Genomic DNA, 22,604 nt, shown 5'->3' with positions numbered 1-22,604 from the left:
TGTTAAACTTGCGGCCGCCTTATTATTCAGAGAGCGGGCCTGCAACGCCCTCTCCCACTGGGAGAGGGTACCCGCACCCCTTTTATACCCGTAACAGCCCGCGAAAACCCCGCGCTGCATAATAAGACTGAGCGCCGTTGTGATACACAAATACCGTGTTATAACGCCGGTCGCAAAACAGTGCGCCACCGAGTTTGCGAATGTTTTCCGGTGTTTTTATCCAACTCGACGTTTTCTCATCGAATTTTCCCAGCGTTTGCAAATGGCGATATTGAGCCTCGGTCAATAATTCAATACCTATGGTCGCAGCCATATCGACCGCATTGCCATTCGGCGCGTTTTCTTTGCGCGACTCCTGCGCTTCCCGGTCATAACACAGACTGCGCCGACCTTTAGGACTTTCCGCTGAACAATCCGCAAAAAGATATTCACCAGTGTTTTGCTCAAAACCTATAACATCCGGCTCGCCGCAGGTGTTTTCCATCTCTGCCAAAATTTTAAGCTTGGCAGGATTCGCCTGCAGTTTGGCTTGCACGTCTGCCCATTTGATATTGTCGTGACGCTGCCTGTTTTTTTCGAAGCGTGTTTGCAAAATCTGGATGATGTCATCCTGCTGCTTGCTCATATCAGGATCCTTATTTTTCCTCTGAGTGATTTTCGCTGGTGGCCTAACGAGTAGGGATAGCCGGTAAATTCAATCCCCATTTTATGGCCATCAACCTCAAACCAATTACGGTAAATGCGCCAGCCCAAAAGGCAGCCATCCCCGGAATAAACTGACGCAACACCAAATAAACCAAAATGCCGACAATGGCCGCAGTTGCGTACACCTCTTTTTGCAGAATAAGTGGCACTCGGGCGGTAATGACATCACGCAAAATACCACCCATCACCCCCGTCATTACGCCCATGAGCACCACAATCAATGACGAGTGCCCTGCGTCCAGCGTCAACTTGGCACCGGACATGGCAAAAAACCCGAGACCAAACGCATCCGCAATCAGCATCAGCGCTCCCGGCGGAGGACGGCGCGCCAGATAAATCACCATCACCACAACCGCCGCCAGAATCGTCAGCAAATACCCTTGATCCACAATCCAAAAAATCGGGTGACGGTTCAGCAGCAAATCGCGTAGCGTCCCACCGCCAATGGCGGTAAAAGTCGCCACCATCAATACACCGAAAAAATCCAGATTGCGATCGCGTGTCGCCAATACCCCAGTTGCAGCGAACACTGCTACGCCAGCCAAATCCAGATAATAAAGGACCATTTTTAATACCTATTCTCAGAAGCACGCAGAATCGCGTCACAGGTTCAACACAACAGCAAGGCGTTGCATAGCACTCCACGCAGATTTGGGGGATTATCGACCATTGTGAACCGCCCTTCATGGTTTTGAGTTAACTTGGCACGGCGAGCGTCAACTTGTCCTTTTGTAAACCACTGTAGTTATTGAGGGCACTTCACACCTATGTTGAAAGACAGGTCACAGAACCGGCTTTCGTATTATGAAATCATATGATGAATTCACTCTGGCGGAACTCCATTCCGCCAGTGCTCACTGTGGTATTGCAACTGCGCCGAGGTATGCAGCCGCAAATTGTGACTGGTGAATCCCAATTACATAAAAATTACATCAGGTGTCAGAGGAAACGTCACATGAAGTCACTCATCTCGACCACGTCGCTCACGTTCGTCGTATGTGCGAGCTTGCTAGCAGGGTGCGGTGGTGGTACGCCCCAGCCCAGCAGCTCAAGTTCAAGCAGTTCCAGCTCATCAAGCTCCAGCTCTTCAAGCAGCTCCAGTTCCTCCAGTAGCTCAAGCTCCAGTTCTTCCAGCAGCAGCTCTAGCTCTTCAAGCTCCGGCTCTCCGATCAATATGCCGTTGGTGGTAGCCGTTGACGTTGGTTCAACCAAGGACAATACCTTCGAAGGCATTACCTTTATCGCTGATAAATACGGAGTGGGCGGTCAAGCCAATTCCACTACCGATCCTATTTCGGGGGTTGCCGACGGCACTATTTTCCAAACTGAACGCTACGGCGAATTCAAATATGAAATCCCCGTCACCGCTAACGGCCGTTACACCATCAAACTGTTTTTTGCCGAGATTTATCAAACTTCCGCTGGTTTGCGCAGCTTCAGCGTAGCGGTTGAAGGCAATACCGTATTGCGCGATATCGACCTGTATTCCTTGGTTGGCCATGACGGCGCTTACACTTACACCGTGGAAAACGCCCAGGTTAACGACAAGAAAGTCACCATCGAAATGATCAAAGGCGTGGAAAACCCAACCCTGGCAGCCTTCGCCATTTACTCCAACGATGGTCAGCTGGACACCACTATAGTGACGCCTTCGCCAACCAAAAAATTCGTTGGTAACATCACGACTGGCGGTCAAGTACGCTCCGACTTTATCCAGTACTGGAACCAGATCACCCCGGAAAACGAAGGTAAATGGGGATCCGTGGAAGGTACTCGCGACCAGTACAACTGGGCCCCTGTTGACCGCATCTACCAATACGCGCGTCAAAACAATATTCCTGTTAAGGCCCACACCTTCGTCTGGGGTGCGCAAGCACCAAACTGGATTCACAACCTGAGCGCAGCCGAACAACGTGAAGAAATCGAAGAATGGATCCGCGACTACTGCACCCGCTATCCAGACACTGCAATGATCGACGTGGTCAATGAGGCTCACCCGAACCACGCACCGGCTAACTTCGCGCGCAATGCGTTCGGTAATGATTGGATTACGGAATCCTTCAAACTGGCTCGCAAACACTGCCCGAATGCCATCCTGATCTACAACGACTATAACTTTATGACTTGGGATACCGATGCGATCCTTGATCTTATCGCTCCCGCTGTTCGTTCTGGTTATGTAGACGCTGTCGGCTTGCAAGCGCACAGCTTGTACGATCCGAAAGTTTGGACTGCGGCAGAAATCAAAGCCAAACTGGACTTGATCCATCAGAGAACCGGTCTGCCGATGTACGTATCTGAGTACGATATCGAAGCGACTGACGATCAAACTCAGTTGAACTACATGAAGATGCACTTCCCAATCTTCTGGGAGCACCCACAAGTTGTTGGTATCACCTTGTGGGGCTACATTTACGGTTCTACATGGCGTAACGGTACCGGTCTGATCCGCAATGGCCAACCGCGTCCTGCCATGACTTGGTTGATGGATTACATCAAGAACAACTAAGAACCCATAACAGCGCCTAGTGATAGGCGCTCTGCACCAACAAAAAAACCGCTCACCTGAGCGGTTTTTTTGTTGGTGCATCTCTGCCTTAATTCTTTTTAAGTTGTTCCTTAGATTCCTTTTAAAAAGTTGGCCACCTCGCGCGGGGAACGTAGAACGATAACGTTTTTCTCCGCGGACAACGCATTCAACTTCTGCAGGATTTCTGGTCTGTTGTTCTTGGGGTAATCGAAAATCCAGCGGAAGAATTGCCAATCGAATTGTTCTGGACACCCCGCCGGCATATCCGGTCGCGTCTTTCCATAGGATTTGCAAATCCGCCACACCACTCTCGCCAGACACACATATCGATTGATATCGAGAAAAATAATGGTGTCACTGTGCTTTAAACGGATATCGAGGGTCCTGCCATAATTGCCATCGAGAATCCAGGATTCCTGACGGCACAAATCCTCTTGAATGGCTCGCCAATGCTCCCTCTCCGTCGCCACCCATCCAGGTCTCCAATAAAGCGCATCCAGATGGGTTGCCGCGATGCCGGTTTTCGCCTCCAACTTTTTCGCCAAAGTCGACTTGCCAGAACCGGCTGAACCGATGATCATGATTTTTTTCATTTATAAACGATGAAAAAATCGTTCAGAGCGGGGAATGTAGAAGTTGTCGTAATTGAAGGACAGGACCACACTGCGGGAGCGGCCGACGATTTCTTTGCGTGGTACAAATCCAATTACGCGGGAATCGGCGCTTTCATCGCGATTATCTCCCAACGCCAGATAATGCCCTTCCGGTACCTTGATAGCAGAGAAATTCGCCATGCCGGATTCAGCATTGACCAACCTAATGATGTGCTCCACACCGAGCAGGTTCTCCTTTCTATAAATTGCATGGGGATCTTGCTCGACAACTTGATAATCCAGCGCCTTACCATTGATAAAAAGAACCTTATCGCGCATTTCCACCACGTCACCGGGAACACCCACAATGCGCTTGACCAATCTTTTGCCCGATACAGCCGAATCAAATATCACTATATCGCCACGCACCGGATCGCCGAATTTGAACAGAGAAATATGCGTAAACGGCACGCGCAAGTCGTAGGCCATTTTGTTCACCAGAATCCTGTCGCCTTCGATAATCGTCGGCTTCATGGATCCGGTCGGTACTTCATTCCAGTCCGCCACGGCACCGCGGAAGACGAACATCAGGAGCAGGAAAATGATCAGGGAGCGGTTTTCTTTCCATAGTTTTTTCAGATTCATGGGCAATTCCTCACAGTGCGGATTTTCAATATCCGCACCTCAAACTTTGACACTTATTGCTTTAACCGTTCCGCATGATAAGCCACATGCTCGCCAATAAATGTGGCGATAAAAAAGTAGCTGTGGTCATAGCCGTCGCGTATGCGCAAATCCAATGGGTGTTGGTTTTGCGCGCATGCTTGTTGCAATTTTTCCGGCTGCAACTGCTCCACCAGGAAGCTGTCGGCACTGCCCTGCTCTACCAGCAACGGAATTGTATTTTTCCGCTCTGCTATAAGCGCGCAGGTGTCGTATTGCCGCCAGTTGGTTTTGTCCTCACCTAAATAACGGCTAAACGCTTTGACTCCCCAGGGACATTCCATAGGCGCACAAATAGGAGAAAACGCTGACGCAGCGTTGTAAACACCGGGATTTTTTAGCGCGATAGTCAGAGCGCCGTGACCGCCCATGGAGTGGCCCATAATGGATTTTTTGCTGGTAAGCGGAAATTCCGCTTCGATCAGTTTTGGCAACTCTTCCGTAATGTAGGAATACATGCGGTAATTTTTTCGCCAGGGTTCGTTAGTAGCATCCAGATAAAAACCGGCGCCCAAACCAAAATCCCACGCACCGTCTGGATCGCGCGGAATATGCTCTCCGCGCGGTGAGGTATCCGGTGCAACCAGCGCAACACCGTGTTCTGCAGCGTATTTTTGCGCGCCGGCTTTTTGCACAAAATTTTCATCGGTGCAGGTCAAGCCGGACAGCCAATAAATCACCGGAACCGGCGCATCCGCGCTGGCTCCGGGTGGCAAATAAATGGAAAAAGTCATGTCGCAACCCAACACGGGCGATGCGTGTTTATAGCGCAACTGATTTCCGCCGAAACATTTGTTTTGGCCAATTTTTTCCACGCTGATCTCCTCAATACAAAATGACGGAGCGGATGCTTTCGCCCTTGTGCATTAAATCGAATGCTTTGTTAATGTCGTCCAGCGGCATGGTATGAGTAATCAAATCGTCGATATTGATGCGATTTTCCATATACCAGTCGACGATTTTTGGTACATCGGTGCGCCCGCGTGCGCCGCCGAATGCAGTACCGCGCCATACGCGCCCGGTTACTAATTGGAATGGTCGGGTGGAAATTTCCTGCCCGGCTCCGGCAACGCCGATAATACAGCTCTGCCCCCAACCTTTATGACAGCATTCCAATGCTTGGCGCATCACTTTGACGTTGCCGATACATTCAAAACTGTAATCCACACCGCCGCCGGTCATTTGAATTATCGTATCGACAACATTGTCGACATCTTTGGGATTCACAAAGTCCGTCATGCCGAATTTGCGGCCCAAAGCTTCGCGCGCGGGATTGAGATCAACACCGATAATGCGTCGCGCTCCGACCAGTTTCGCGCCTTGAATCACGTTCAAGCCAATTCCACCCAGACCGAATACCGCAACAGTGGAACCTGCTTCGACTTTCATAGTGAACACCACAGCGCCTACACCGGTGGTCACACCGCAACCGATATAACAGACTTTATCAAAAGGTGCGTCTTCACGAATTTTTGCCAGCGCAATTTCCGGCAAAACGGTGTAATTGGAAAAGGTGGAGCAGCCCATGTAATGCAACACAGGCTTGCCTTCGAAACTGAAACGGCTGGTGCCGTCCGGCATTAGACCCTGGCCTTGTGTGCTGCGAATGGCCTGGCAAAGATTGGTTTTGGGGTGCAGACAGTATTCACATTCGCGGCACTCGGGCGTGTACAGAGGAATAACGTGATCGCCTTTTTTCAGGGATTTCACCCCGGGGCCTACGTCCACTACAACACCCGCACCTTCATGGCCGAGAATCGCAGGAAATTGACCTTCCGGATCATCGCCGGAAAGCGTAAAGGCATCAGTGTGGCAAACACCGGTCGCTTTGATTTCGACCAGAACTTCACCAGCTTTTGGTCCTTCGAGGTCAACGTCAACAATTTCCAAAGGTTTTCCGGCGGCAAAGGCCACCGCTGCACGAGTTTTCATCATCATTCTCCAACAAGCGCCACGCGACATGGGCCGCAGGTGGCAAAAACAGAAAGGATAACAGATGGCATTCGCAAATGCGGACTGATATACCGGCGAAAGTGTGCGCTTAGGATTTTTCCGGGAAGATCATATCCTTAGGCACTTTGATATTGGTTGGGAAAGCGGGACGCTCGCCCTTGCCGCGACGGTAATTGCGCAGCTGAAAAACGTAGGCCAATACTTGCGCAACAGCGAGGTACAGACCTTGGGGAATTTCGTCGTCTATTTTGGTGGTGTAATAAATCGCCCGCGCCAGCACTGGTGTACGAACCTGTTCGATTTTATATTCGCGGGCAATTTCGCGGATTTTCATGGCGACTTCATCCGTGCCTTTGGCGAGCAGAATTGGCGTTGCCATGGTTTCCGGATCGTATTTCAAGGCAACAGCGTAGTGCGTTGGGTTAGTGATGACTACATCTGCTTTCGGTACCGATGCCATCATGCGGCGGTTGGCCATTTCGCGTTGCAATTGGCGAATGCGCCCTTTGACTTCCGGTTTGCCTTCCGAATCTTTCATTTCATCTTTAATGTCCTGGCGCGACATTTTCAGATTCTTTTTGTATTCCCATATCTGATAAGGCACATCTACCGCTGCAATCAAAATGGTCGAACAGCTGATCAGCAAGGTCGCGATAATGGCAATTTTCAGCGAGTGCGCAACTCCACTTTCCAGATTCTCCTGGCTTAATCCCAATAGTTCCGTCTGAAACATTCGCAATGTCAAATAAGCAACCAGAACCACCACCAGCACTTTGCCAACGGATTTCGCCAGTTCTACCAGCGATTTAACTGAAAACATTCGCTTGAGACCGGACAGCGGATTCATGCGTTTTAATTGCGGGGTGATGGCTTTGGAGCTGAACAAAAAACCGCCCAAAATCGTCGGTCCAACAATGGCCGCCACCACCAATACAGCAAAAATCGGTATCAGTGCCCACAAAGCCTCAAAGAACGACGAAGCCAGCTGCGCGATCATTTTCTGCGGATCGAAAATAACTTCGCGTTCAATGGAAAAATTAAATTTCATGACGCGGGAAAGGTTATCCGCAACATGCCCACCAAAAGACCACAAAGCCACCGACCCGAGAATCAACACCGCTGAAGTGGTCAAATCGCGCGAACGGGGAATCTGGCCCTCTTCCCGGGCTTTTTCTATGCGCCTGGGGGTGGCCTCTTCGGTCTTTTCTTGTGAGCTGTCGTCTTGTGCCATAAAGGCTTTCGCTCGTTAATTAGAAAATCGCTACTGCAAACGCAGCAATTCGCGCGCAAATAAAAATCCTTCTGCCATATATTCTTCGAAGTGCATTTCAAAGGTGGCAAACCCAAGCCACACCAAAAACATGCCGCAAATCAGCGTAAAGGGAAAGCCTATGGCAAAAATATTCAACTGCGGTGCTGCCCGGCTCATCACACCAAAGGCGATATTCACCACCAATAACGACGTCATGACCGGCAAGGTCATCACCAAAGCACTGGCGAACATCCAACCGCCGAGATTGACCACTTGAAACGCCTGCTCGCGCGTAAAGCTAAAGTGACTGGGCGGCAGCGTTTGAAAACTTTGTAGTAACAATTCAATCAATAACAGGTGGCCATTGACGGCAATAAAAACCATTGTGAGCATCACGAGATAAAACTGCGACAATACTGTGGTTTGCACACCATTGGTGGGATCGTTCATGGAGGCAAAACCCAACCCCATTTTCATCGCCAGATATTGGCCCGCCAGCACAAATATCTGAAATACCACCTGAAATCCAAATCCCAGCGCAACACCGATAAGCAATTCATGCAGAATCAAAATGCCGGTGGCGAGGGAAAGACTGGGCGTTACCTGCAATGGCGGCAACAAAGGCACCACCATCAGCGTTAAAAGAAAGGCTGCAATAATACGCACCCGGGCTGGCACAACACGCGTACCTATAACCGGCATGGTCAACAACAAAGCGCCTATGCGCGTAAAGGGCAAAAAGTATTGTTGCAGAAAGGCGGCAATTTGGCTGTCGGTTATGGTTTCCATGATCAGCCAATAATATTGGGAATCTCGACCATCAGTCGTTCAAACAAGTCCATTAATTGCCGCAACAGCCATGGCCCGGTCAGCATAATGGTTGCGAGAGTCATAATAAGGCGCGGCAAAAAACTCAAGGTTTGTTCGTTGATTTGCGTAGCGGCTTGAAACGTACTGACGAGTAAACCGACCATCAAACTGGGACCGACAATAATCAGCACCATCACCACGGTGAGGTAAAAAGCATCGCCAAAAAGACTGAGGGCAACCTCGGGCATCATGATTTACCATCCTATATGCCGAAACTTGCCGCAAGGGTGCCAATTATCAGCCCCCACCCGTCCACCATAACAAACAGCATGATTTTAAATGGCAGAGAAATAATCAACGGTGACAACATCATCATACCCATCGCCATCAAAACGCTGGCCACCACAATATCGATGACAAGAAAGGGAATAAAAATGATGAAGCCGATTTGAAATGCAGTTTTGAGCTCCGAGGTTATAAAAGCCGGCATTAAAATGCTGAACGGAACATCCTCCGGCCCCTGCACTTTGTCACGCCCGGAAATACGGAAAAACAATTCCAGATCACTTTCGCGCGTTTGCGAAATCATAAAGTCATGAAATGGCACACGGGCATTTTCCAGAGCCTGACGCGCACTGATTTGTTCGCTGATATAGGGTTGAATAGCCTGCTCGTTCACGCGGTCCAGCACCGGCGTCATAATAAAAAATGTCAAAAATAACGAGAGCCCGATCAAAATCTGGTTGGATGGCGACTGCTGCAGGCCCAAGGCTTGGCGCAATATTGCAAACACAATAATGATGCGCGTAAACGAGGTCATCATCATCAACATCGCTGGCAGGAATGACAGCGCTGTCATCAACAACAGAATTTGCAGCGTTACGGTGTAATCTTCCGTTCCATCTGCATTTTTTTGTACGGTCAATACCGGCAAGGCTGGGATAGGTTGAAATCCCGCCGGGGTAGAGCTCGCCGTGGCACTGGGAGCAACCGGTGGCGATGCTGGATCAGAGGACTGCGCCCAGACGTTGGAAACCGCACCCAATGCAACAAGCAGCGTGAACAGCAAAGCGATCAGACGGGGTTTCATTCTGATTTATTTCCCTGATTGAGAAATTCGTGGAGCTTTTGCGAAAATTCTGTGACTGAACGAGCCGCTAAATTTCCGGCACCCTCTGGCGGGACGGGCATGACGGGTTCGTCAAAAACGTGCAGCATGGAGATGCGCCCCGGTGCCACCCCCAACATCATTTGCTGACCGGCAACATCCACCAACAGAATTTTTTCTCTCGTCCCCAAAGGTTGGACGGCGAGAATTTTCATAAATTTTTGATTGCCGAGTCTACCGCCGCTCAAACGTTTACTTACCCAAGCCAGTGAAAGGATCAGACCTACAACAACGGCTAGTCCAAACAAGGTTTGCAAAAGCGCCGGACCTGGTTTGACATTGGCTGCAGCTTCAGAAGCCCAAACGGGGAGAGAAAAAATAACACTGCTAAATAAAATTGCTTTTTTCATAGCCATACCGCGCTCTTACACATGACCAGCTGTTCGGGAAAGCGCTCTCGCGCTAACTTCTCGTTAGCGCAGTTTTTTGATGCGTTCGGATGGACTGATTACGTCCGTCATACGAATGCCGAATTTTTCGTTGACCACCACCACTTCGCCGTGAGCGATCAAAGTGCCATTGACCAACACATCGAGAGGCTCACCCGCCAGGCGATCCAATTCGATAACCGATCCTTGATTCAATTGCAATAAATTGCGAATCGTAATTGGCGTGCGCCCAACTTCCATGGAAATCGTGACAGGGATATCCAGAATAACGTCGAGGTCTGGACGGGGAGCCCCGCTATTATCCGTCGGTGCAAATTCATCGAGCTCGACCTGTTGAGCAGCAGGCTGATTTTTACCTTCCTGCTGAGCCAGCGCCGCCGCCCACTCATCTGCCATATCGTCCTGATTCGTCAAGTCATCACTCATGCTACTTCTCCGCTTACATTCGCCAAATCAATTCGGTATTGATGATTTGCTTAAAAATTACTTTTGAATATGGTGGGCCACTTTACGGTCGATCACATCGACGATTTTCAGAGCCAGATTTTCTTTGGTACGCCCGAGTACAACGCGAAACATAGGAACACCGTTGGCCGTTAATATGCTGCTGTCGGGCATTTGAATGGGAATAACGTCACCCGCACGCAAATCGACAATATCGCGCAGAGTGACTTCGCGCCGCACTATGTCGCACTCCAAATCCACTTGCGCGGCCATCACATCGTCGCGCAAGGCTTTTACCCAGCGCTCATCGCGCTCATCGGTGTCGGTTTGCAAACCTGCGTCGAGAATTTCCCGAATGGGTTCGACCATGGAATACGGCATGGTGATATGCAATTCGCCACCGCCACCGTCCAATTCCACATGGAAAGTGCTGACCACCACCACTTCGCTGGGGCTGACGATATTGGCCATGGATGGGTTGACTTCGGAATTGATGTATTCGAATTCGATGGGTTTTACCGCTTTCCAGGCTTCGCGCAAATCGACGAATGCCTGCTCCAACACCATCTGCACCACACGCAATTCAGTCGGTGTGAATTCGCGTCCTTCGATCTTGGCGTGACGACCGTCGCCGCCAAAAAAGTTATCCACTAATTTAAATACGAGTTTTGCATCGAGAATAATCAATGCTGTTCCGCGCAGCGGACGAAATTTCACCATATTCAAACTGGTGGGCACGTACAGTGTGTGCACGTATTCGCCAAATTTTTGAATCTGAATTCCGCCGACGGAAACATCCGCTGTGCGGCGCAATAAATTGAACATGCTGATGCGCGTATAGCGCGCAAAACGTTCGTTGATCATTTCCAGTGTGGGCATGCGCCCGCGCACAATGCGGTCTTGGCTGGTGAGGTCATAAGGCCGCACGCCGGTGGGGTCAAAATCCCCCTCAGTTTCTATTTCTCCGTCATCGACACCATGGAGCAGAGCGTCAATTTCTTCTTGGGATAATAGATCCTGCACAGTAACCTCGAATCAACTTGCCAAATGGTTGAGTTTTGTCTGCTTAACCAAAACGGTTTATTGCATAACAAAGCTGCTAAACAGCACTTGTTCAATGCCGGGTTTGCCAATTTCCTTCTGCAGCAAACGCTGGATTTCCTGCAAACATTGTTGCCGCAATAATTCTTTGCCTTCAGCAGTTTGCAGCTCTTCAAATGACTGGCCGCCAATCAACATATTCAAAGCATTGAGAATCATGGATTGATGCAGCTCCACTGTGCTGATCACTGACGGGTCGCGCGTCATCAAAGTCAATTCTGCCTGGACAAATCGCGCCCTGCCCCGCACGGAAAAACTCACCATCAGCGGCGGTTTCAGCGGGTAATACACTGCAGGCTGAGATGTCGGAACCGAATTTTCAGCAGCCGCTTGTTGTTCCGCAGCATCCTTGGCCGCCAAAAATTTCAGCACGCCGATAGTAGAGCCGATCGAGATAGCAATGATCGCGATGATAGCGGTAATCAGAATAATGAGACGTTTTTTCCCCGAGGATTGCGGAGCTGCTGCTCCAGCCTCACTTTGTTGTGCGATTGCCATCGTCAAATTTCCGTCATTTATTTATGCGGGTTACTAGGGTTGAGCAAGAGAGGTGCCAAATGTCGGAAATCCGCCAAACCTTAAAAAATCAAACCAGAATGTGCCCCTGGAGGAATAATCCCCCGGATCATCAAAACATTCGGATTAGGATACGGCGCATGGTGGTGGGTGAATTTTTATAGTTCGACGGATTCCTGGCACGCACGATTAAAGATAGCAGACGAATGAAATTAAGCAGGGCGACGACGCCCCGCTTCGAATGAAATCCGGAGGACACTTAGAGAGAATTTTAAAAGCTATACAAAATCATCAATACCGGAAGAATCGGCGACTTCCAAAGTGACCTCAGAAGTTTCATCCGCCTCTCCCGTTATATCGCCAGCCACGCATTCCTCAAGTGCTTGCGCGGCTTCTCCGTTGGACTGACGCTGATCGGAAACACCCGCATCAACCAACTGCATGCCCTGCTCCTGCAACATTTCGCGCAAGCGCGCCATGGTCTGCTCCAGTGCCTCACGCACCTGCGGGTTGGCACTGGCGAAGTTCACCACTGCCTGATCGTTTTGCACGCTGATTCTGACTTGCAGAGGGCCGAGTTCCGGCGGATCAAGCTGTAATTCGGCAGAATTGATCTGCTGAGCTGCCAGCCAAGCAGCGCGTTCCGCTACAGCGTCAGACCATTGTTGATGTCCAAAACTTACCTGCACCGGCACCATCACACGTCCTGCGGCATTGGTTTCCAGTGCTGCCAAGCTGCGGTTGGGTGTGGAGTGAACTGCAGAGGGAGCGTGCTCCCCCTTTACCGCACTGCTAAAGGATTCGAGTGTTTCAGAAACCAGCGAATCAAAGGTATCCGCAAAGGCGCCAGCCTCAGCCGTTTGTGGCGGCTGAGCTGCGACATTCAATCGCGCTTCGTTATCTCCGCCAACGCGGCCATTTTTCAAAGCTGAAGTGGTGGAAAACAAAGTGGTTTCGGCTTCACCATCTTCAAGAACAGCGTCCTGCAGAACGCCTTCACCTTCGACCGCATAATCCATTTTGATAGGTATTTCTACTTTCGCTTTTAAAGGCACGTCGACTTGTACCGAGCCTGCACTTTGCAGCGCTGATGCTCCGGCATCCGGCAATTGCGGCACGGCAAAGATCAGGGAGGAAACGATCGGCATTGTCTCGCTATCAAGAGGTTCATCCGTCATATCGGCGACGGAAAGCGGATGTTCTGGCGGAAATTCGCTGCCGAGCGTCAATAAACTGACAATCTGTTTCAGCGCCAGCGGCTGCTCCGCTTGTTGAATAACCGCGTCCACCATTTCGGGAGCGATTCCCTGCTCTGCCAACCATTGCAATATTTCTGGCGATAGCTCCAAAGCATTGCTCACCGTTATATTGGCGATACCTTCAATATCGCCAATATTGTCGCTAAGCCGCTCTCCGCCATCCGTCATTTTCGGGTTGGTATCCGCCGCTTTTACCTTGGTGTCTGCAGCTTTTCCGTTGTTATCCGCAATTTTTCCTTTGGTTTCCGCGGCTGGCTCCTGTTTTGCCATCACCTGGCGAAAACTTTTCGCAAAATCGCTGTTTGCAGACCTGCCAATCGCCGCATCGCCGGTCGATGTTTTTGCAGCCTCGGAGATAGATGAACCAGCCGCAGGGAGCGAACCGGGAGAAAAGGTATTGGCTTTCGCTTGAGTTGCTGAAGCCTGGTTAGCTGGAGAAAACAAAAACGACGGGAATGACATGCCTGATTTCCGTAAACCTTGGTTTTGTACCGGAAATCAGCAAGCCGCATGCCATTCGAAAAAAACATTGGGATATTGAGGAAATTCACTTACCAGGTGCGCAACTCCGCGCACACAGCGGCAAACTCCTGTTCAAGAGCGGCAAAAACTGTCTGCAACCCTTCGGCTTTGTTCTCTTTGCCCATTTGCTCCAGGTCACTGCACAAACCGCCCAGAATATTTGCGCCAATATTCCGACTGCTGCCTTTAAGGCCGTGAGCTTCTGCATGAATAGCGACAAAATCCTGTGTTTTTAATGCTTCACGCAAAAGACCAAGACGCCGCTCGCCATCCTGAATAAATCGATCGACCAATTCCGTAAAACGCTCTCCCAATAATTCCTTTAACTGTTCCATCATAGCCGCATCAATACGTGCGTCGGTCATAGCCTACTCCGTTAAACATCCTGAAAAATAAAAAACTACTCTTCGTAATTCCAAGAAAACTGCACTCGAACCCGGTTTCCAGGCGGCAATATCTGTAAGGAATCACAAATAGATGCCACCAGCGTAAGACCGCGACCGTAATATTGAGCACTGGCGGGTAATTTTTGCGGGTCGCCAGTTAACGGTAAATCCTGCGGCACAAAACCTTTGCCGCTATCGACTACTGTAATGGTGAGCATGCCGCCGTTTTCCCGCACTTCGTGGCGAAATTCAAAGCGCACAAAGGCTTCCGTCAGCGCCTCCAAACCCTCTTTACGCAGGCGATAATATTCGGCGAATCCCGTGGGCGAACTTTTAATGCTGGATTCCAATCCCAGCACGCCGTGCTCCAGTGCGTTATTGAATAATTCCGACAACACTGTGTAAAGCACACTGCTGTTCTGGCGCAATCCCGGCACTTCCGAGATCACATGAATCAGCAGCGACAGCGGATTAAATGTTTTGAGTGACGAGGCCACCAGCGTCAGCGTTAATTCCCAATCTTCCAGATAACCGTTGCGCATGCCGGATTTGGGAACCAAGCCTTGCACTTTGGAATCGTCTTCCGGAAAGGTGATATCCACCAGGGAAATATCGTCATCTTTTTCTGTGCTGCCAATATGCTCCTGCACGTTTTTCAAAATTTGCGCGTATACGGCGGACGCATCCAGGCTGCTATCCAAGACGGCATTGATATTGTCTTCGCCGAACATCACACCGGCGCGATTGCGCGCTTCCTGAATGCCGTCCGACCACATCAAAAAATGATCGCCCGGTTCCAAATGCAACACTTGGGTGTCGGCTTTGAAATCGCGATTGGACAAAACACCGAGAGGTAAATGACTGGATTTCACCCGCTCATAGGTGCGCGTTTTATGGCGATACAAAATATTATCGGGCAAACCGCCGTTCCACACGCTGATGCGGTTTTTCTTGAAATTGATGTCCACACAGGTGGCACAACAAAATAAACCGACCGGCAAGGTTTGATACAGCTTCTGATTAATTTCCCGCAGAATATCCGCCAGGGAAAAACCTTTGCCGACCATACCGTAAAAGGTTGCCGCCAATGGCATGGAGCCAATCGCTGCCGGCAATCCGTGGCCGGTAAAATCGCCGAGTACTACAAACAAACTGCCGCGCGGACTGACTTCTGCCAATAATACGTCGCCATTAAATACCGCGAGCGCGGACATGTAATAACGAATAATGTCGAGCTTTAAAGCACCGGCGTGGGCAATTTTATCGAATACCTGCTTGGCGACATTTTGCTCTTGAATCAGGTGTTTGTTGTGCAGTGCAATCTGATCTTTTTGATGGGCGACTGTTCTGTGCATTTCGCGCATGCGCGAAAACGCTTTGATTTTCGAATCCAGAACAATCTGGTTGTAGGGTTTGGAGAGAAAATCATCGCCGCCAGCATCGAGACAAGTGGCGAGGGATTCGGCATCCGCCAGGGAGGTCAAAAAAATGACCGGGACCAATTCATCTCCCGCCAGCGATTTAATGCGGCGTGCAGCCTCTATGCCATTGACGTTGGGCATGATGACATCGAGAAAAACCAAGTCCGGGTGACATTCAGAAAATGCGGTAATGGCGCTCTCACCATCTTCGGCCAGCACCACTTCATGGCCGGAGCGCTGCAGCATGGATTGCAATATCAGACGATCGGCAGCTGAATCTTCGGCCACCAGAATTTTCAGAGCACCGGTATTTTCCGTCGCGCTCTCGGCTGGAAGGCGGTCCTGCAAACTCCGCATGTCAGATGCTCCATTGTAAAACCTGTGCATTATCCGCCGCAGCGGATAATGCTTTGTTGAGCGACGTCAGCTTGAACCTTCCAAGCTTTTCATCCGCTGAGGTTCGCCAAAGCGATCCATCAGAGAAGCAACTATTGAATGGTAAACAGCTGTTCAAAACTGGAGATGGAAAAGATTTTTTTGACTTCCGGCGAGCAATTGGAAATGGTGATCTGAGCATTTTCACCGCCCGCGTAATCTCGCAATACCAACAACATGCCCAAAGCGGAGCTGTCCAAATAAACGGCATTTTTCAGATCCACGTTGTAGCGCTCAGGTACACCACCAGACACGTCCTCGTAGCATTTGCGAAATTCATCCAAAGAACTTGCATCAAAACGTCCTTCGACCTGGATGGTCAGAGTTTTGCTGTCAGGGGATAGCGATGAGCTGATCGCCATAGGTTTTCCTCCACACGTAAATGGTCAGCCAGTATTGCCAAAATTATTATCGGTATAAAACCGTCGCCGGTGCACAAGTGTCAGCGTGCAGCGGAAACAGACGGGACGAACATCTTCTCTCCGACTCGAAGCACGGCAAATGGCCTATTTCCATAAGCATAGACTATGTTGCCACGCCAATATGGAAAGCTCTTACTTGAAAGGTCATTGCACTGGGTCGTTTTCTTTGCGAAATGGCACCGGCTTCATGGAGAGACTGAACGCGATGTACGTCACAAAGCGGCGCAAGGATTACATAGGCAATTTGGCAACACAAGTGCGGCAAGCAGAAGCCGCGGGCCCGAAGGCTAAAAATCAGACAAATAGATAATATCGGTGACTTACGACTGACCGTTTTCCGCTCGCCGCAACGCACTTTGACTAAACCATTCGTCCAGCATTTTTTGCTCTTTACGGGTCAGCACTTTTTGCTCGTCTGCGCGCACCCGTTCGATCAGTTCCTGCAGGGCGCGACGCTTTAAATGCGCGGTGCGCCAATCCTTTTGTTTGCTTTCGGCAATCGAGCCGCGGCGTTCAACAATCTGTTCTTGTTGCCGCACAGCCTCCGCCAGCCGCTGCAGGAAACTGCGCTGCTGCATAATGTCCTGCGCCCGCAGCAGCGTCGGCTGGGAAAAACTCTGTTCGTAATCCGCATAATAACGCTGCAGATCCGCCAGCTTGTCCTGATCTTCCTGCAACAGACGCCGCGCCATTTCAAAAGCTTCCGCCGCTTTGTTTTCGGCGCGCTCGGCGATATCCAATACTAAACTCAGGCGTTTCGCTCGGCTCATATCTATCTTTTCGCTCAGCTCATTCTGCTAGCTTTTCACTCGGCTCATACTTGTTGAGTCGGCTCTAAAAATGGACTCATCGCACGCCAGGTTTTTTGGCGACGTTTGCCCTGGCGTTGGCATCGGCTTTTTTGCCGTTGTCCTGCCCGGCCGCCAACAGCGTCTGTAACATGTTCACACTTTCTGCCAAGGGCGCTTTTTGCTGAATGCCCTGACTGACGAACTGCACCAGATGTGGGTAGCGTTCGATCGCGCGATCCGTCACCGGATCGCTGCCCGGGCTGTAGGCGCCGATGGCGATCAAATCTTTGTTCTGGCGGTAGCGCGCAAGCAATTGTTTGAACTGCAAAGCGCCCTTTAAATGGCCTTCGCTGACCACATGCGGCATGACGCGGCTGATGGAAGCTTCGATATCAATGGCGGGATAAATCCCCTCTTCTGCCAACTGGCGCGACAGCACCACGTGTCCGTCCAAAATGGCGCGCGCGGAGTCGGCGATTGGGTCCTGCAGATCGTCCCCTTCCGTCAACACCGTATAAAAAGCCGTAATCGAGCCACCGCCCTTGGCGGCGTTACCGGCGCGCTCGACCAGTTCTGGAATACGGGCAAATACCGACGGCGGATAACCCTTGGTGGCTGGCGGCTCGCCAATGGCGAGGGAAATTTCCCGCTGCGCCTGTCCGTAACGGGTTAGCGAATCCATCAGCAGCAATACACTCGCGCCCTGATCGCGAAAATATTCCGCCACGCGCGTCGACAATTGCGCGGCGCGCAAGCGCATCAGCGGCGCTTCATCCGCCGGCGCCGCGACAACTACTGCGCGTTTTAAACCTTCGGGGCCGAGGATATGATCGATAAATTCCTTAACCTCGCGCCCCCGCTCGCCGATCAGCCCAACCACCACTACATCGGCAACGGTGTATTTGGTCATCATGCCGAGCAGCACACTTTTACCCACACCACTACCGGCGAATAAACCTATGCGCTGGCCTTTACCCACCGTCAACAAACCGTTGATTGCGCGTATGCCGACGTCCAAAGGTTCTTCAATCGGATGGCGGTGCAAGGGGTTGATAAATTCCGGGGTGAGGCTGATGGTGGAGTCGCCCTTTAACGGGCCTTTGCCATCCAGCGGAACTCCCAGGCCGTTGATAATGCGGCCGAGGCATTCTTTACCCATCACCAGCCCTTTGGTGTTATCCACTGGCATCACCAGTGCGCCGGGCTGCAAGCCCTCCATTTTCTGGATCGGCATCAAAAAGGTTTTGTCTTCGGCAAAGCCGACCACTTCAGCGTCCACTTGACTGCCATTGGGCATCAGGACGCGGCACTGCTGTCCCACAGACGCGCGCAATCCCACTGCTTCCAAGGTCAGACCGACCATGCGGGTCAGGCGGCCGCTGGCAACCGGGTTGGTATCCAACAAAGAAAAACGGCGAAAACGGGAGACGCGTTGATCAAGAGTGCGCAGATCAGGAGTTTCCATTTGGCTCCTCCAGCACATCGGATGAATCCCATGTATTGGTCACCGGGGATTCCATTTCCACGCCAGACTCTTGTGGCAGCTCTACTGCGGATGATGTTGTTGCAACCGGCTCTGGCGGCGTGTAATCCGCAATCGGGGTTTCCTCTTCTGCGGTTAATTCACCGAGCAGATTCACTTGGTCGAGCATCTGCTGCAGACGCCGCTCCACCGAATAATCCACCAGGCTTTGATCGGTTTCCACACGGCAACCGCCGCGCCCCATTTTGCTGTCGGGATAGAAGGTCCAATTGCGTCCGGAATTGGCGAAGGCTTCGTGGGCCAATTCCACATCGTCCGGATTTAAATAAACACGAATGTTTTTGGCACCGGCAGGCAACGCGTTAACAGCGCGCTCCACCAAATGGAACAGCGCGGAAGGGTCTTCAATCAGTTCGCGGTTGAGTAAATGACGGGCAATATTAACCGCCATATCCAGAATAACGTTTTCCAGTTTTGCACCTTGGGTAGCGAGCGGTTCCAACAGCGCATCGGCAATTTGCTGAAAACGACACGTCTGCTCTTCCAAAGCGGCTTTGGTTTCCGCATAGGCTTTTTGTTCGCCTTGCTGTAAACCCTTTTTTTCGCCCTCGGCGAAACCTTGCTGAAAACCTTCCTGATAACCGTGCTCGCGCCCTTCCCTCTCCGCTTGCTCGGTAATTTCCGCCAATTGCTCTGCGGTCAAAGGTCTGATCGTAGGCTCGGTAATTTCTTCGATAATTTCTTCCGCGGCTTTTTTTTCCTGTTCCTGTTTTGCCTTTTCTTCTTTTTCCTGCTGTTTTTTGCCCGTCGGAACAACTCTGGTTTTGCCGTCAGACAGCGACGGCAAAGTCCAGACCTGAACAGTCTCTATATCTTCGAACGGAATGCGGTTAGCCAGTTTGTCTGTCATGAAAAATTCTTACAGCATTTCTTCGCCGCTGCCGCCCAGCACAATTTCGCCGGCGTCGGCCATACGGCGCGCGATGGTGAGAACTTCTTTTTGCGCAGCTTCCACTTCGGAAACCCGCACCGGGCCTTTTGCTTCCAAATCGTCGCGCAAGAGTTCGGCCGCGCGTTTGGACATATTTTTGAAGATTTTTTCCTTGAGTTCGTCGTCCGCGCCTTTGAGTGCCAGAATCAGCACTTCGGAAGAAACCTCGCGCAGCAGTGCCTGAATTCCGCGGTCGTCGACGTCTTTCAAGTTGTCGAACACAAACATAAGGTCGGCAATCTGCGCGCCCATGTCTTCGTCGATTTCCCGAATTGCCGCCATCAGCTCGCCTTCTACCGAGCTGTCGAGGTTGTTCATGATTTCCGCCGCTTTTTTGTAACCGCCCATCTGTTTGGTCTGCGAACCGGCGTTTCCGGAGAATTGTTTTTCCAGAATATTGTTCAATTCCTGCAACGCACTCGGCTGTACCGTATCGAGGGACGCAACCCGCATTAACACGTCCAGACGCACTTTTTCCGGAAAATGGGTTAGCACTTCGGCGGATTGGTCAGGATCGAGATAGGCCAACACAATGGCCTGAATCTGCGGGTGTTCATTGCGGATAATGTCGGCCACGGAGCGCGCTTCCATCCACTTGAGCGTGTCGAGACCTGTGGTGTTGCCACCCATCAAAATTCGGTCGATCAAACCGTTGGCTTTATCCTCACCTACAGCGGCAATCAGCATATTGCGAATGTAGCTGTCGGAACCCAATCCCAAACCGGTCTGGGTGCGCACTTCTTCGAGGAAATTCGCCAATACGGTTTCTACTTCGTACTGCTGAATATTTTTTAATTGCGACATGGCGGAGCCGAGGCGCTGAACTTCTTTAGGCCCCATATGCTTGAGCACTTCTGCCGCGGCGCTTTCGCCCAGCGACAACAAAAGCACAGCCGCCTGATCCAAACGCGATAATTTGACCGTCGGTTTGGTCGGGGCCGGAGGTGCGGCGTTGGCTTCGCCACCTTTTACAGCGGGCTTACTCATTCTTCATTGATCCAGCGTTTAATCACTTGGGCGACCCGGCCGGGATCTTCCGCCACCAAGCCTCTAACTGCGTTGAGTTGTTGCTCGTAGCTTTCCTCGGGGCTTGGCAACGCCAGAGCATCGCCGCCGGTAAGGGTTACAGTTTCATCAGAAAGGGAATCGAAGGAGTCGACTCCGGCAGCTTGCAACGCGGCAAGTTGACGAGCTTCTTCCTCCTCCTTGGCACGCGCGCCGGCTGCCGAGAGACTCTTCAACAAGGGCCGCAGGAAACCTACCAGCAGCACCAGGATGATGAGCAGCCCAGCCGCTTGCTTGAGCCAGAATTTGGCTGCGTCGGATTCCCACCATTTTTCGGCATAGTCACCTGTCAGCGGCAGATCGACAAAGCGTTCGTTCAGAACATTCACACTGTCACCGCGTGCGGCGGAAAATCCCACGGCATCTCGTACCAGTATAGACAGGCGTTCCAATTCCTGATCGGTCCAAGGAATACGCACCGGACGACCCTGCTCGTCGAACGTCAGCTTGTCATCGACTACCACTGCCACCGTCAGGCGGCGCAAGCGGCCTTTTTGGTGTTTGGTGTAGCTTACTGTGCGATCCAGCTCGTAATTGCGCGTGGCCTGACTGCGGCTGTTGGAAGGCACGGGAGCTTCAGTGCCGTTAGCATTATTTGGCAGTTGTTCCGGCGCCAAGCCGGTTGCGGGCGGTTGGTTGGTCAGAGCTCCGGGGATACCGCCGGGAGTCGCGCTGCCAATTTGCTGCTCTTCCACCACGGCTTCACTGCGCAGCGCGGGCAAATCGGGGTTGAAGGTTTCGCCAGCCTCTTCGATTTCGGTGAAATCGATATCGGCGCTGATCTCCGCTTTGAATTTGTCCTCGCCTACCACAGGTCCCAACAGACGGCGGACGCGCATCATCATGTCGTTTTCGATTTTGCGGGTGTAGTCGAGATGCTGTGCAGCGGCTATGAGTTTTTCGTCTTCCGATCCCAGGGAAATCAGCGAACCGCGCTGATCCACCAGGGTGACGTTCTGCGGTTTCATTTCCGGAACGCTGGAGGCCACCAAGTTGGTAATGCCTTTGATTTGATGCGGCTCGAGTTTGCGCCCTGGATAGAGTTCGAGAAAAACCGAGGCGCTGGGTTCACGGCCATCGCGCACAAAAACCGAGGTTTTGGGAATGGCCAAATGGACGCGTGCGGAACGCACGGCGTGGACGTTGGAAATCGTTCGGGCGAGCTCACCTTCCAGACCGCGGCGAAAACGCGTAGCTTCCATAAACTGGCTGGTGCCCAGCGGCTGTTCCTGGTCGAGCAATTCATAGCCGACGGAACTTTTGCCCGGAATGCCGGCTTCGGCCAGTTTAAGGCGGGCTTTGGCAAGTTCGTCGGTCGGCACCAGCAAAGCGCCAGTGGCTAGATCGACTTTGTAGCGGATATCGTTGGTTTCGAGGATTTGCACCACATCGGCGGAATCCAGACGATCGAGACTGCCGTACAAGGGGCGGTACTCTTCTCCCTGGGTCCACAACACCACCCAAAAACCGATGGCGACACTGGCGGCCAGTCCGATCATCAAGGCCGCCTGACGCAACAAATTGAGGTTGTTTAAACCCTCAAACAAGTCCGAAGCGCTTCTTTTTTTCTCTGCAGCAGCTGGAGCAGAGCTCTCGAAGTCGCCACTTACATCTTTTGCCACCATAGATTACCGCTCATTAATTC

Annotated in this window: 23 protein-coding genes and 1 pseudogene; 1 reads left to right on the top strand and 23 read right to left on the bottom strand. The window is 51.4% G+C overall.

What is annotated here, in order from left to right; genetic code table 11:
- Window positions 1–82 precede the first annotated feature (82 nt).
- Both DWB84_RS16625 and DWB84_RS16620 read right to left on the bottom strand, forming a co-directional pair.
- Window positions 83–625 carry a DUF4256 domain-containing protein gene (locus tag DWB84_RS16625; protein ID WP_187410939.1) on the bottom strand — a complete coding sequence of 181 codons (543 nt, stop codon included), beginning with the start codon at window positions 623–625 and terminating at the stop codon, window positions 83–85.
- 43 nt (window positions 626–668) lie between these two features.
- Window positions 669–1,271, bottom strand: coding sequence for a trimeric intracellular cation channel family protein (locus DWB84_RS16620; protein ID WP_187410938.1), 603 nt, complete (start codon window positions 1,269–1,271; stop codon window positions 669–671).
- Window positions 1,272–1,747: 476 nt separating this feature from the next.
- Here DWB84_RS16620 and DWB84_RS16615 point away from each other — a divergent pair.
- Window positions 1,748–3,214, top strand: a pseudogene (locus DWB84_RS16615) (endo-1,4-beta-xylanase); the annotation flags it as partial.
- Between the two features lie 110 nt (window positions 3,215–3,324).
- Here DWB84_RS16615 and DWB84_RS16610 read toward each other — a convergent pair.
- The 21 genes from DWB84_RS16610 to fliF form a co-directional block, all read right to left on the bottom strand.
- Entirely contained in the window at window positions 3,325–3,816 is a 492-nt protein-coding gene (locus DWB84_RS16610) for a DNA topology modulation protein (RefSeq protein WP_222868235.1), read from the bottom strand.
- Between the two features lie 12 nt (window positions 3,817–3,828).
- Window positions 3,829–4,473, bottom strand: coding sequence for a signal peptidase I (gene lepB, locus DWB84_RS16605; protein ID WP_187410935.1), 645 nt, complete (start codon window positions 4,471–4,473; stop codon window positions 3,829–3,831).
- A gap of 53 nt (window positions 4,474–4,526) precedes the next feature.
- Window positions 4,527–5,366, bottom strand: coding sequence for an S-formylglutathione hydrolase (fghA, locus tag DWB84_RS16600; protein WP_187410934.1), 840 nt, complete (start codon window positions 5,364–5,366; stop codon window positions 4,527–4,529).
- 10 nt (window positions 5,367–5,376) lie between these two features.
- Window positions 5,377–6,483, bottom strand: a complete 1,107-nt coding sequence (locus tag DWB84_RS16595; protein WP_187410933.1) for an S-(hydroxymethyl)glutathione dehydrogenase/class III alcohol dehydrogenase — start codon at window positions 6,481–6,483, stop codon at window positions 5,377–5,379.
- 109 nt (window positions 6,484–6,592) lie between these two features.
- Window positions 6,593–7,735 carry a flagellar biosynthesis protein FlhB gene (gene flhB / locus DWB84_RS16590; protein WP_187410932.1) on the bottom strand — a complete coding sequence of 381 codons (1,143 nt, stop codon included), beginning with the start codon at window positions 7,733–7,735 and terminating at the stop codon, window positions 6,593–6,595.
- Window positions 7,736–7,765: 30 nt separating this feature from the next.
- Window positions 7,766–8,545: a flagellar biosynthetic protein FliR gene (gene fliR / locus DWB84_RS16585; RefSeq protein WP_187410931.1), complete on the bottom strand. Its 780-nt coding sequence runs from the start codon at window positions 8,543–8,545 to the stop codon at window positions 7,766–7,768.
- 2 nt (window positions 8,546–8,547) lie between these two features.
- Complete coding sequence (locus tag DWB84_RS16580) at window positions 8,548–8,817, bottom strand: flagellar biosynthetic protein FliQ (protein ID WP_187410930.1); 270 nt, start codon at window positions 8,815–8,817, stop codon at window positions 8,548–8,550.
- A gap of 11 nt (window positions 8,818–8,828) precedes the next feature.
- The gene (gene fliP, locus DWB84_RS16575; protein WP_187410929.1) at window positions 8,829–9,656 is read right to left on the bottom strand and encodes a flagellar type III secretion system pore protein FliP; all 828 of its coding nucleotides are present in this window, start codon (window positions 9,654–9,656) and stop codon (window positions 8,829–8,831) included.
- Window positions 9,653–10,084: a flagellar biosynthetic protein FliO gene (gene fliO, locus DWB84_RS16570; RefSeq protein WP_222868234.1), complete on the bottom strand. Its 432-nt coding sequence runs from the start codon at window positions 10,082–10,084 to the stop codon at window positions 9,653–9,655. The genes fliP and fliO overlap by 4 nt, the downstream gene beginning before the upstream one ends.
- A 63-nt stretch (window positions 10,085–10,147) precedes the next feature.
- Window positions 10,148–10,549 carry a flagellar motor switch protein FliN gene (gene fliN, locus DWB84_RS16565; protein WP_187410927.1) on the bottom strand — a complete coding sequence of 134 codons (402 nt, stop codon included), beginning with the start codon at window positions 10,547–10,549 and terminating at the stop codon, window positions 10,148–10,150.
- A gap of 57 nt (window positions 10,550–10,606) precedes the next feature.
- A complete protein-coding gene (gene fliM / locus DWB84_RS16560; RefSeq protein ID WP_187410926.1) occupies window positions 10,607–11,590 on the bottom strand; it encodes a flagellar motor switch protein FliM in 984 nt (327 codons plus the stop codon).
- A gap of 57 nt (window positions 11,591–11,647) precedes the next feature.
- On the bottom strand, window positions 11,648–12,166 hold the full coding sequence (gene fliL / locus DWB84_RS16555) for a flagellar basal body-associated protein FliL (protein ID WP_187410925.1): 519 nt from the start codon (window positions 12,164–12,166) through the stop codon (window positions 11,648–11,650).
- A 296-nt stretch (window positions 12,167–12,462) separates the two neighbouring features.
- Window positions 12,463–13,905, bottom strand: coding sequence for a flagellar hook-length control protein FliK (locus DWB84_RS16550; protein ID WP_187410924.1), 1,443 nt, complete (start codon window positions 13,903–13,905; stop codon window positions 12,463–12,465).
- Window positions 13,906–13,994: 89 nt separating this feature from the next.
- A complete protein-coding gene (locus DWB84_RS16545; RefSeq protein ID WP_187410923.1) occupies window positions 13,995–14,330 on the bottom strand; it encodes an Hpt domain-containing protein in 336 nt (111 codons plus the stop codon).
- Window positions 14,331–14,365: 35 nt separating this feature from the next.
- Window positions 14,366–16,129 (bottom strand): fused response regulator/phosphatase, encoded by a 1,764-nt coding sequence (locus DWB84_RS16540; RefSeq protein ID WP_187410922.1) that lies wholly within the window; start codon window positions 16,127–16,129, stop codon window positions 14,366–14,368.
- Window positions 16,130–16,260: 131 nt separating this feature from the next.
- Window positions 16,261–16,569 (bottom strand): STAS domain-containing protein, encoded by a 309-nt coding sequence (locus DWB84_RS16535; protein WP_187410921.1) that lies wholly within the window; start codon window positions 16,567–16,569, stop codon window positions 16,261–16,263.
- 380 nt (window positions 16,570–16,949) lie between these two features.
- Entirely contained in the window at window positions 16,950–17,399 is a 450-nt protein-coding gene (gene fliJ, locus DWB84_RS16530; RefSeq protein ID WP_187410920.1) for a flagellar export protein FliJ, read from the bottom strand.
- A 76-nt stretch (window positions 17,400–17,475) separates the two neighbouring features.
- Window positions 17,476–18,885 carry a flagellar protein export ATPase FliI gene (fliI, locus tag DWB84_RS16525; protein WP_187410919.1) on the bottom strand — a complete coding sequence of 470 codons (1,410 nt, stop codon included), beginning with the start codon at window positions 18,883–18,885 and terminating at the stop codon, window positions 17,476–17,478.
- Window positions 18,872–19,813, bottom strand: coding sequence for a flagellar assembly protein FliH (locus DWB84_RS16520; RefSeq protein WP_187410918.1), 942 nt, complete (start codon window positions 19,811–19,813; stop codon window positions 18,872–18,874). The genes fliI and DWB84_RS16520 overlap by 14 nt, the downstream gene beginning before the upstream one ends.
- Before the next feature lie 9 nt (window positions 19,814–19,822).
- Entirely contained in the window at window positions 19,823–20,881 is a 1,059-nt protein-coding gene (fliG, locus tag DWB84_RS16515; protein ID WP_187410917.1) for a flagellar motor switch protein FliG, read from the bottom strand.
- Window positions 20,878–22,584 (bottom strand): flagellar basal-body MS-ring/collar protein FliF, encoded by a 1,707-nt coding sequence (fliF, locus tag DWB84_RS16510; protein ID WP_187410916.1) that lies wholly within the window; start codon window positions 22,582–22,584, stop codon window positions 20,878–20,880. The genes fliG and fliF overlap by 4 nt, the downstream gene beginning before the upstream one ends.
- Window positions 22,585–22,604 lie beyond the last annotated feature (20 nt).

The organism is Saccharophagus sp. K07 (genome assembly GCF_014336955.1).
Classification (GTDB): Bacteria; Pseudomonadota; Gammaproteobacteria; order Pseudomonadales; family Cellvibrionaceae; genus UBA5868.
This window is presented reverse-complemented; position numbering and strand designations above follow the sequence as displayed.

Excerpts from the sequence above, each read along its gene's own strand:
- DWB84_RS16620 (WP_187410938.1), bottom strand. The coding sequence starts at position 1,271 with ATGGTCCTTTATTATCTGGATTTGGCTGGCGTAGCAGTGTTCGCTGCA.
- DWB84_RS16545 (WP_187410923.1), bottom strand. The coding sequence starts at position 14,330 with ATGACCGACGCACGTATTGATGCGGCTATGATGGAACAGTTAAAGGAA.
- fliR (WP_187410931.1), bottom strand. The coding sequence starts at position 8,545 with ATGGAAACCATAACCGACAGCCAAATTGCCGCCTTTCTGCAACAATAC.
- DWB84_RS16625 (WP_187410939.1), bottom strand. The coding sequence starts at position 625 with ATGAGCAAGCAGCAGGATGACATCATCCAGATTTTGCAAACACGCTTC.
- DWB84_RS16610 (WP_222868235.1), bottom strand. The coding sequence starts at position 3,816 with ATGATCATCGGTTCAGCCGGTTCTGGCAAGTCGACTTTGGCGAAAAAG.
- flhB (WP_187410932.1), bottom strand. The coding sequence starts at position 7,735 with ATGGCACAAGACGACAGCTCACAAGAAAAGACCGAAGAGGCCACCCCC.
- DWB84_RS16550 (WP_187410924.1), bottom strand. The coding sequence starts at position 13,905 with ATGTCATTCCCGTCGTTTTTGTTTTCTCCAGCTAACCAGGCTTCAGCA.
- fliF (WP_187410916.1), bottom strand. The coding sequence starts at position 22,584 with ATGGTGGCAAAAGATGTAAGTGGCGACTTCGAGAGCTCTGCTCCAGCT.
- DWB84_RS16540 (WP_187410922.1), bottom strand. The coding sequence starts at position 16,129 with ATGCGGAGTTTGCAGGACCGCCTTCCAGCCGAGAGCGCGACGGAAAAT.
- lepB (WP_187410935.1), bottom strand. The coding sequence starts at position 4,473 with ATGAATCTGAAAAAACTATGGAAAGAAAACCGCTCCCTGATCATTTTC.
- DWB84_RS16580 (WP_187410930.1), bottom strand. The coding sequence starts at position 8,817 with ATGATGCCCGAGGTTGCCCTCAGTCTTTTTGGCGATGCTTTTTACCTC.
- fliO (WP_222868234.1), bottom strand. The coding sequence starts at position 10,084 with ATGAAAAAAGCAATTTTATTTAGCAGTGTTATTTTTTCTCTCCCCGTT.
- fliN (WP_187410927.1), bottom strand. The coding sequence starts at position 10,549 with ATGAGTGATGACTTGACGAATCAGGACGATATGGCAGATGAGTGGGCG.
- fliI (WP_187410919.1), bottom strand. The coding sequence starts at position 18,885 with ATGGAAACTCCTGATCTGCGCACTCTTGATCAACGCGTCTCCCGTTTT.
- DWB84_RS16535 (WP_187410921.1), bottom strand. The coding sequence starts at position 16,569 with ATGGCGATCAGCTCATCGCTATCCCCTGACAGCAAAACTCTGACCATC.
- fliJ (WP_187410920.1), bottom strand. The coding sequence starts at position 17,399 with ATGAGCCGAGCGAAACGCCTGAGTTTAGTATTGGATATCGCCGAGCGC.
- DWB84_RS16520 (WP_187410918.1), bottom strand. The coding sequence starts at position 19,813 with ATGACAGACAAACTGGCTAACCGCATTCCGTTCGAAGATATAGAGACT.
- DWB84_RS16595 (WP_187410933.1), bottom strand. The coding sequence starts at position 6,483 with ATGAAAACTCGTGCAGCGGTGGCCTTTGCCGCCGGAAAACCTTTGGAA.
- fliP (WP_187410929.1), bottom strand. The coding sequence starts at position 9,656 with ATGAAACCCCGTCTGATCGCTTTGCTGTTCACGCTGCTTGTTGCATTG.
- fliL (WP_187410925.1), bottom strand. The coding sequence starts at position 12,166 with ATGGCAATCGCACAACAAAGTGAGGCTGGAGCAGCAGCTCCGCAATCC.
- fliG (WP_187410917.1), bottom strand. The coding sequence starts at position 20,881 with ATGAGTAAGCCCGCTGTAAAAGGTGGCGAAGCCAACGCCGCACCTCCG.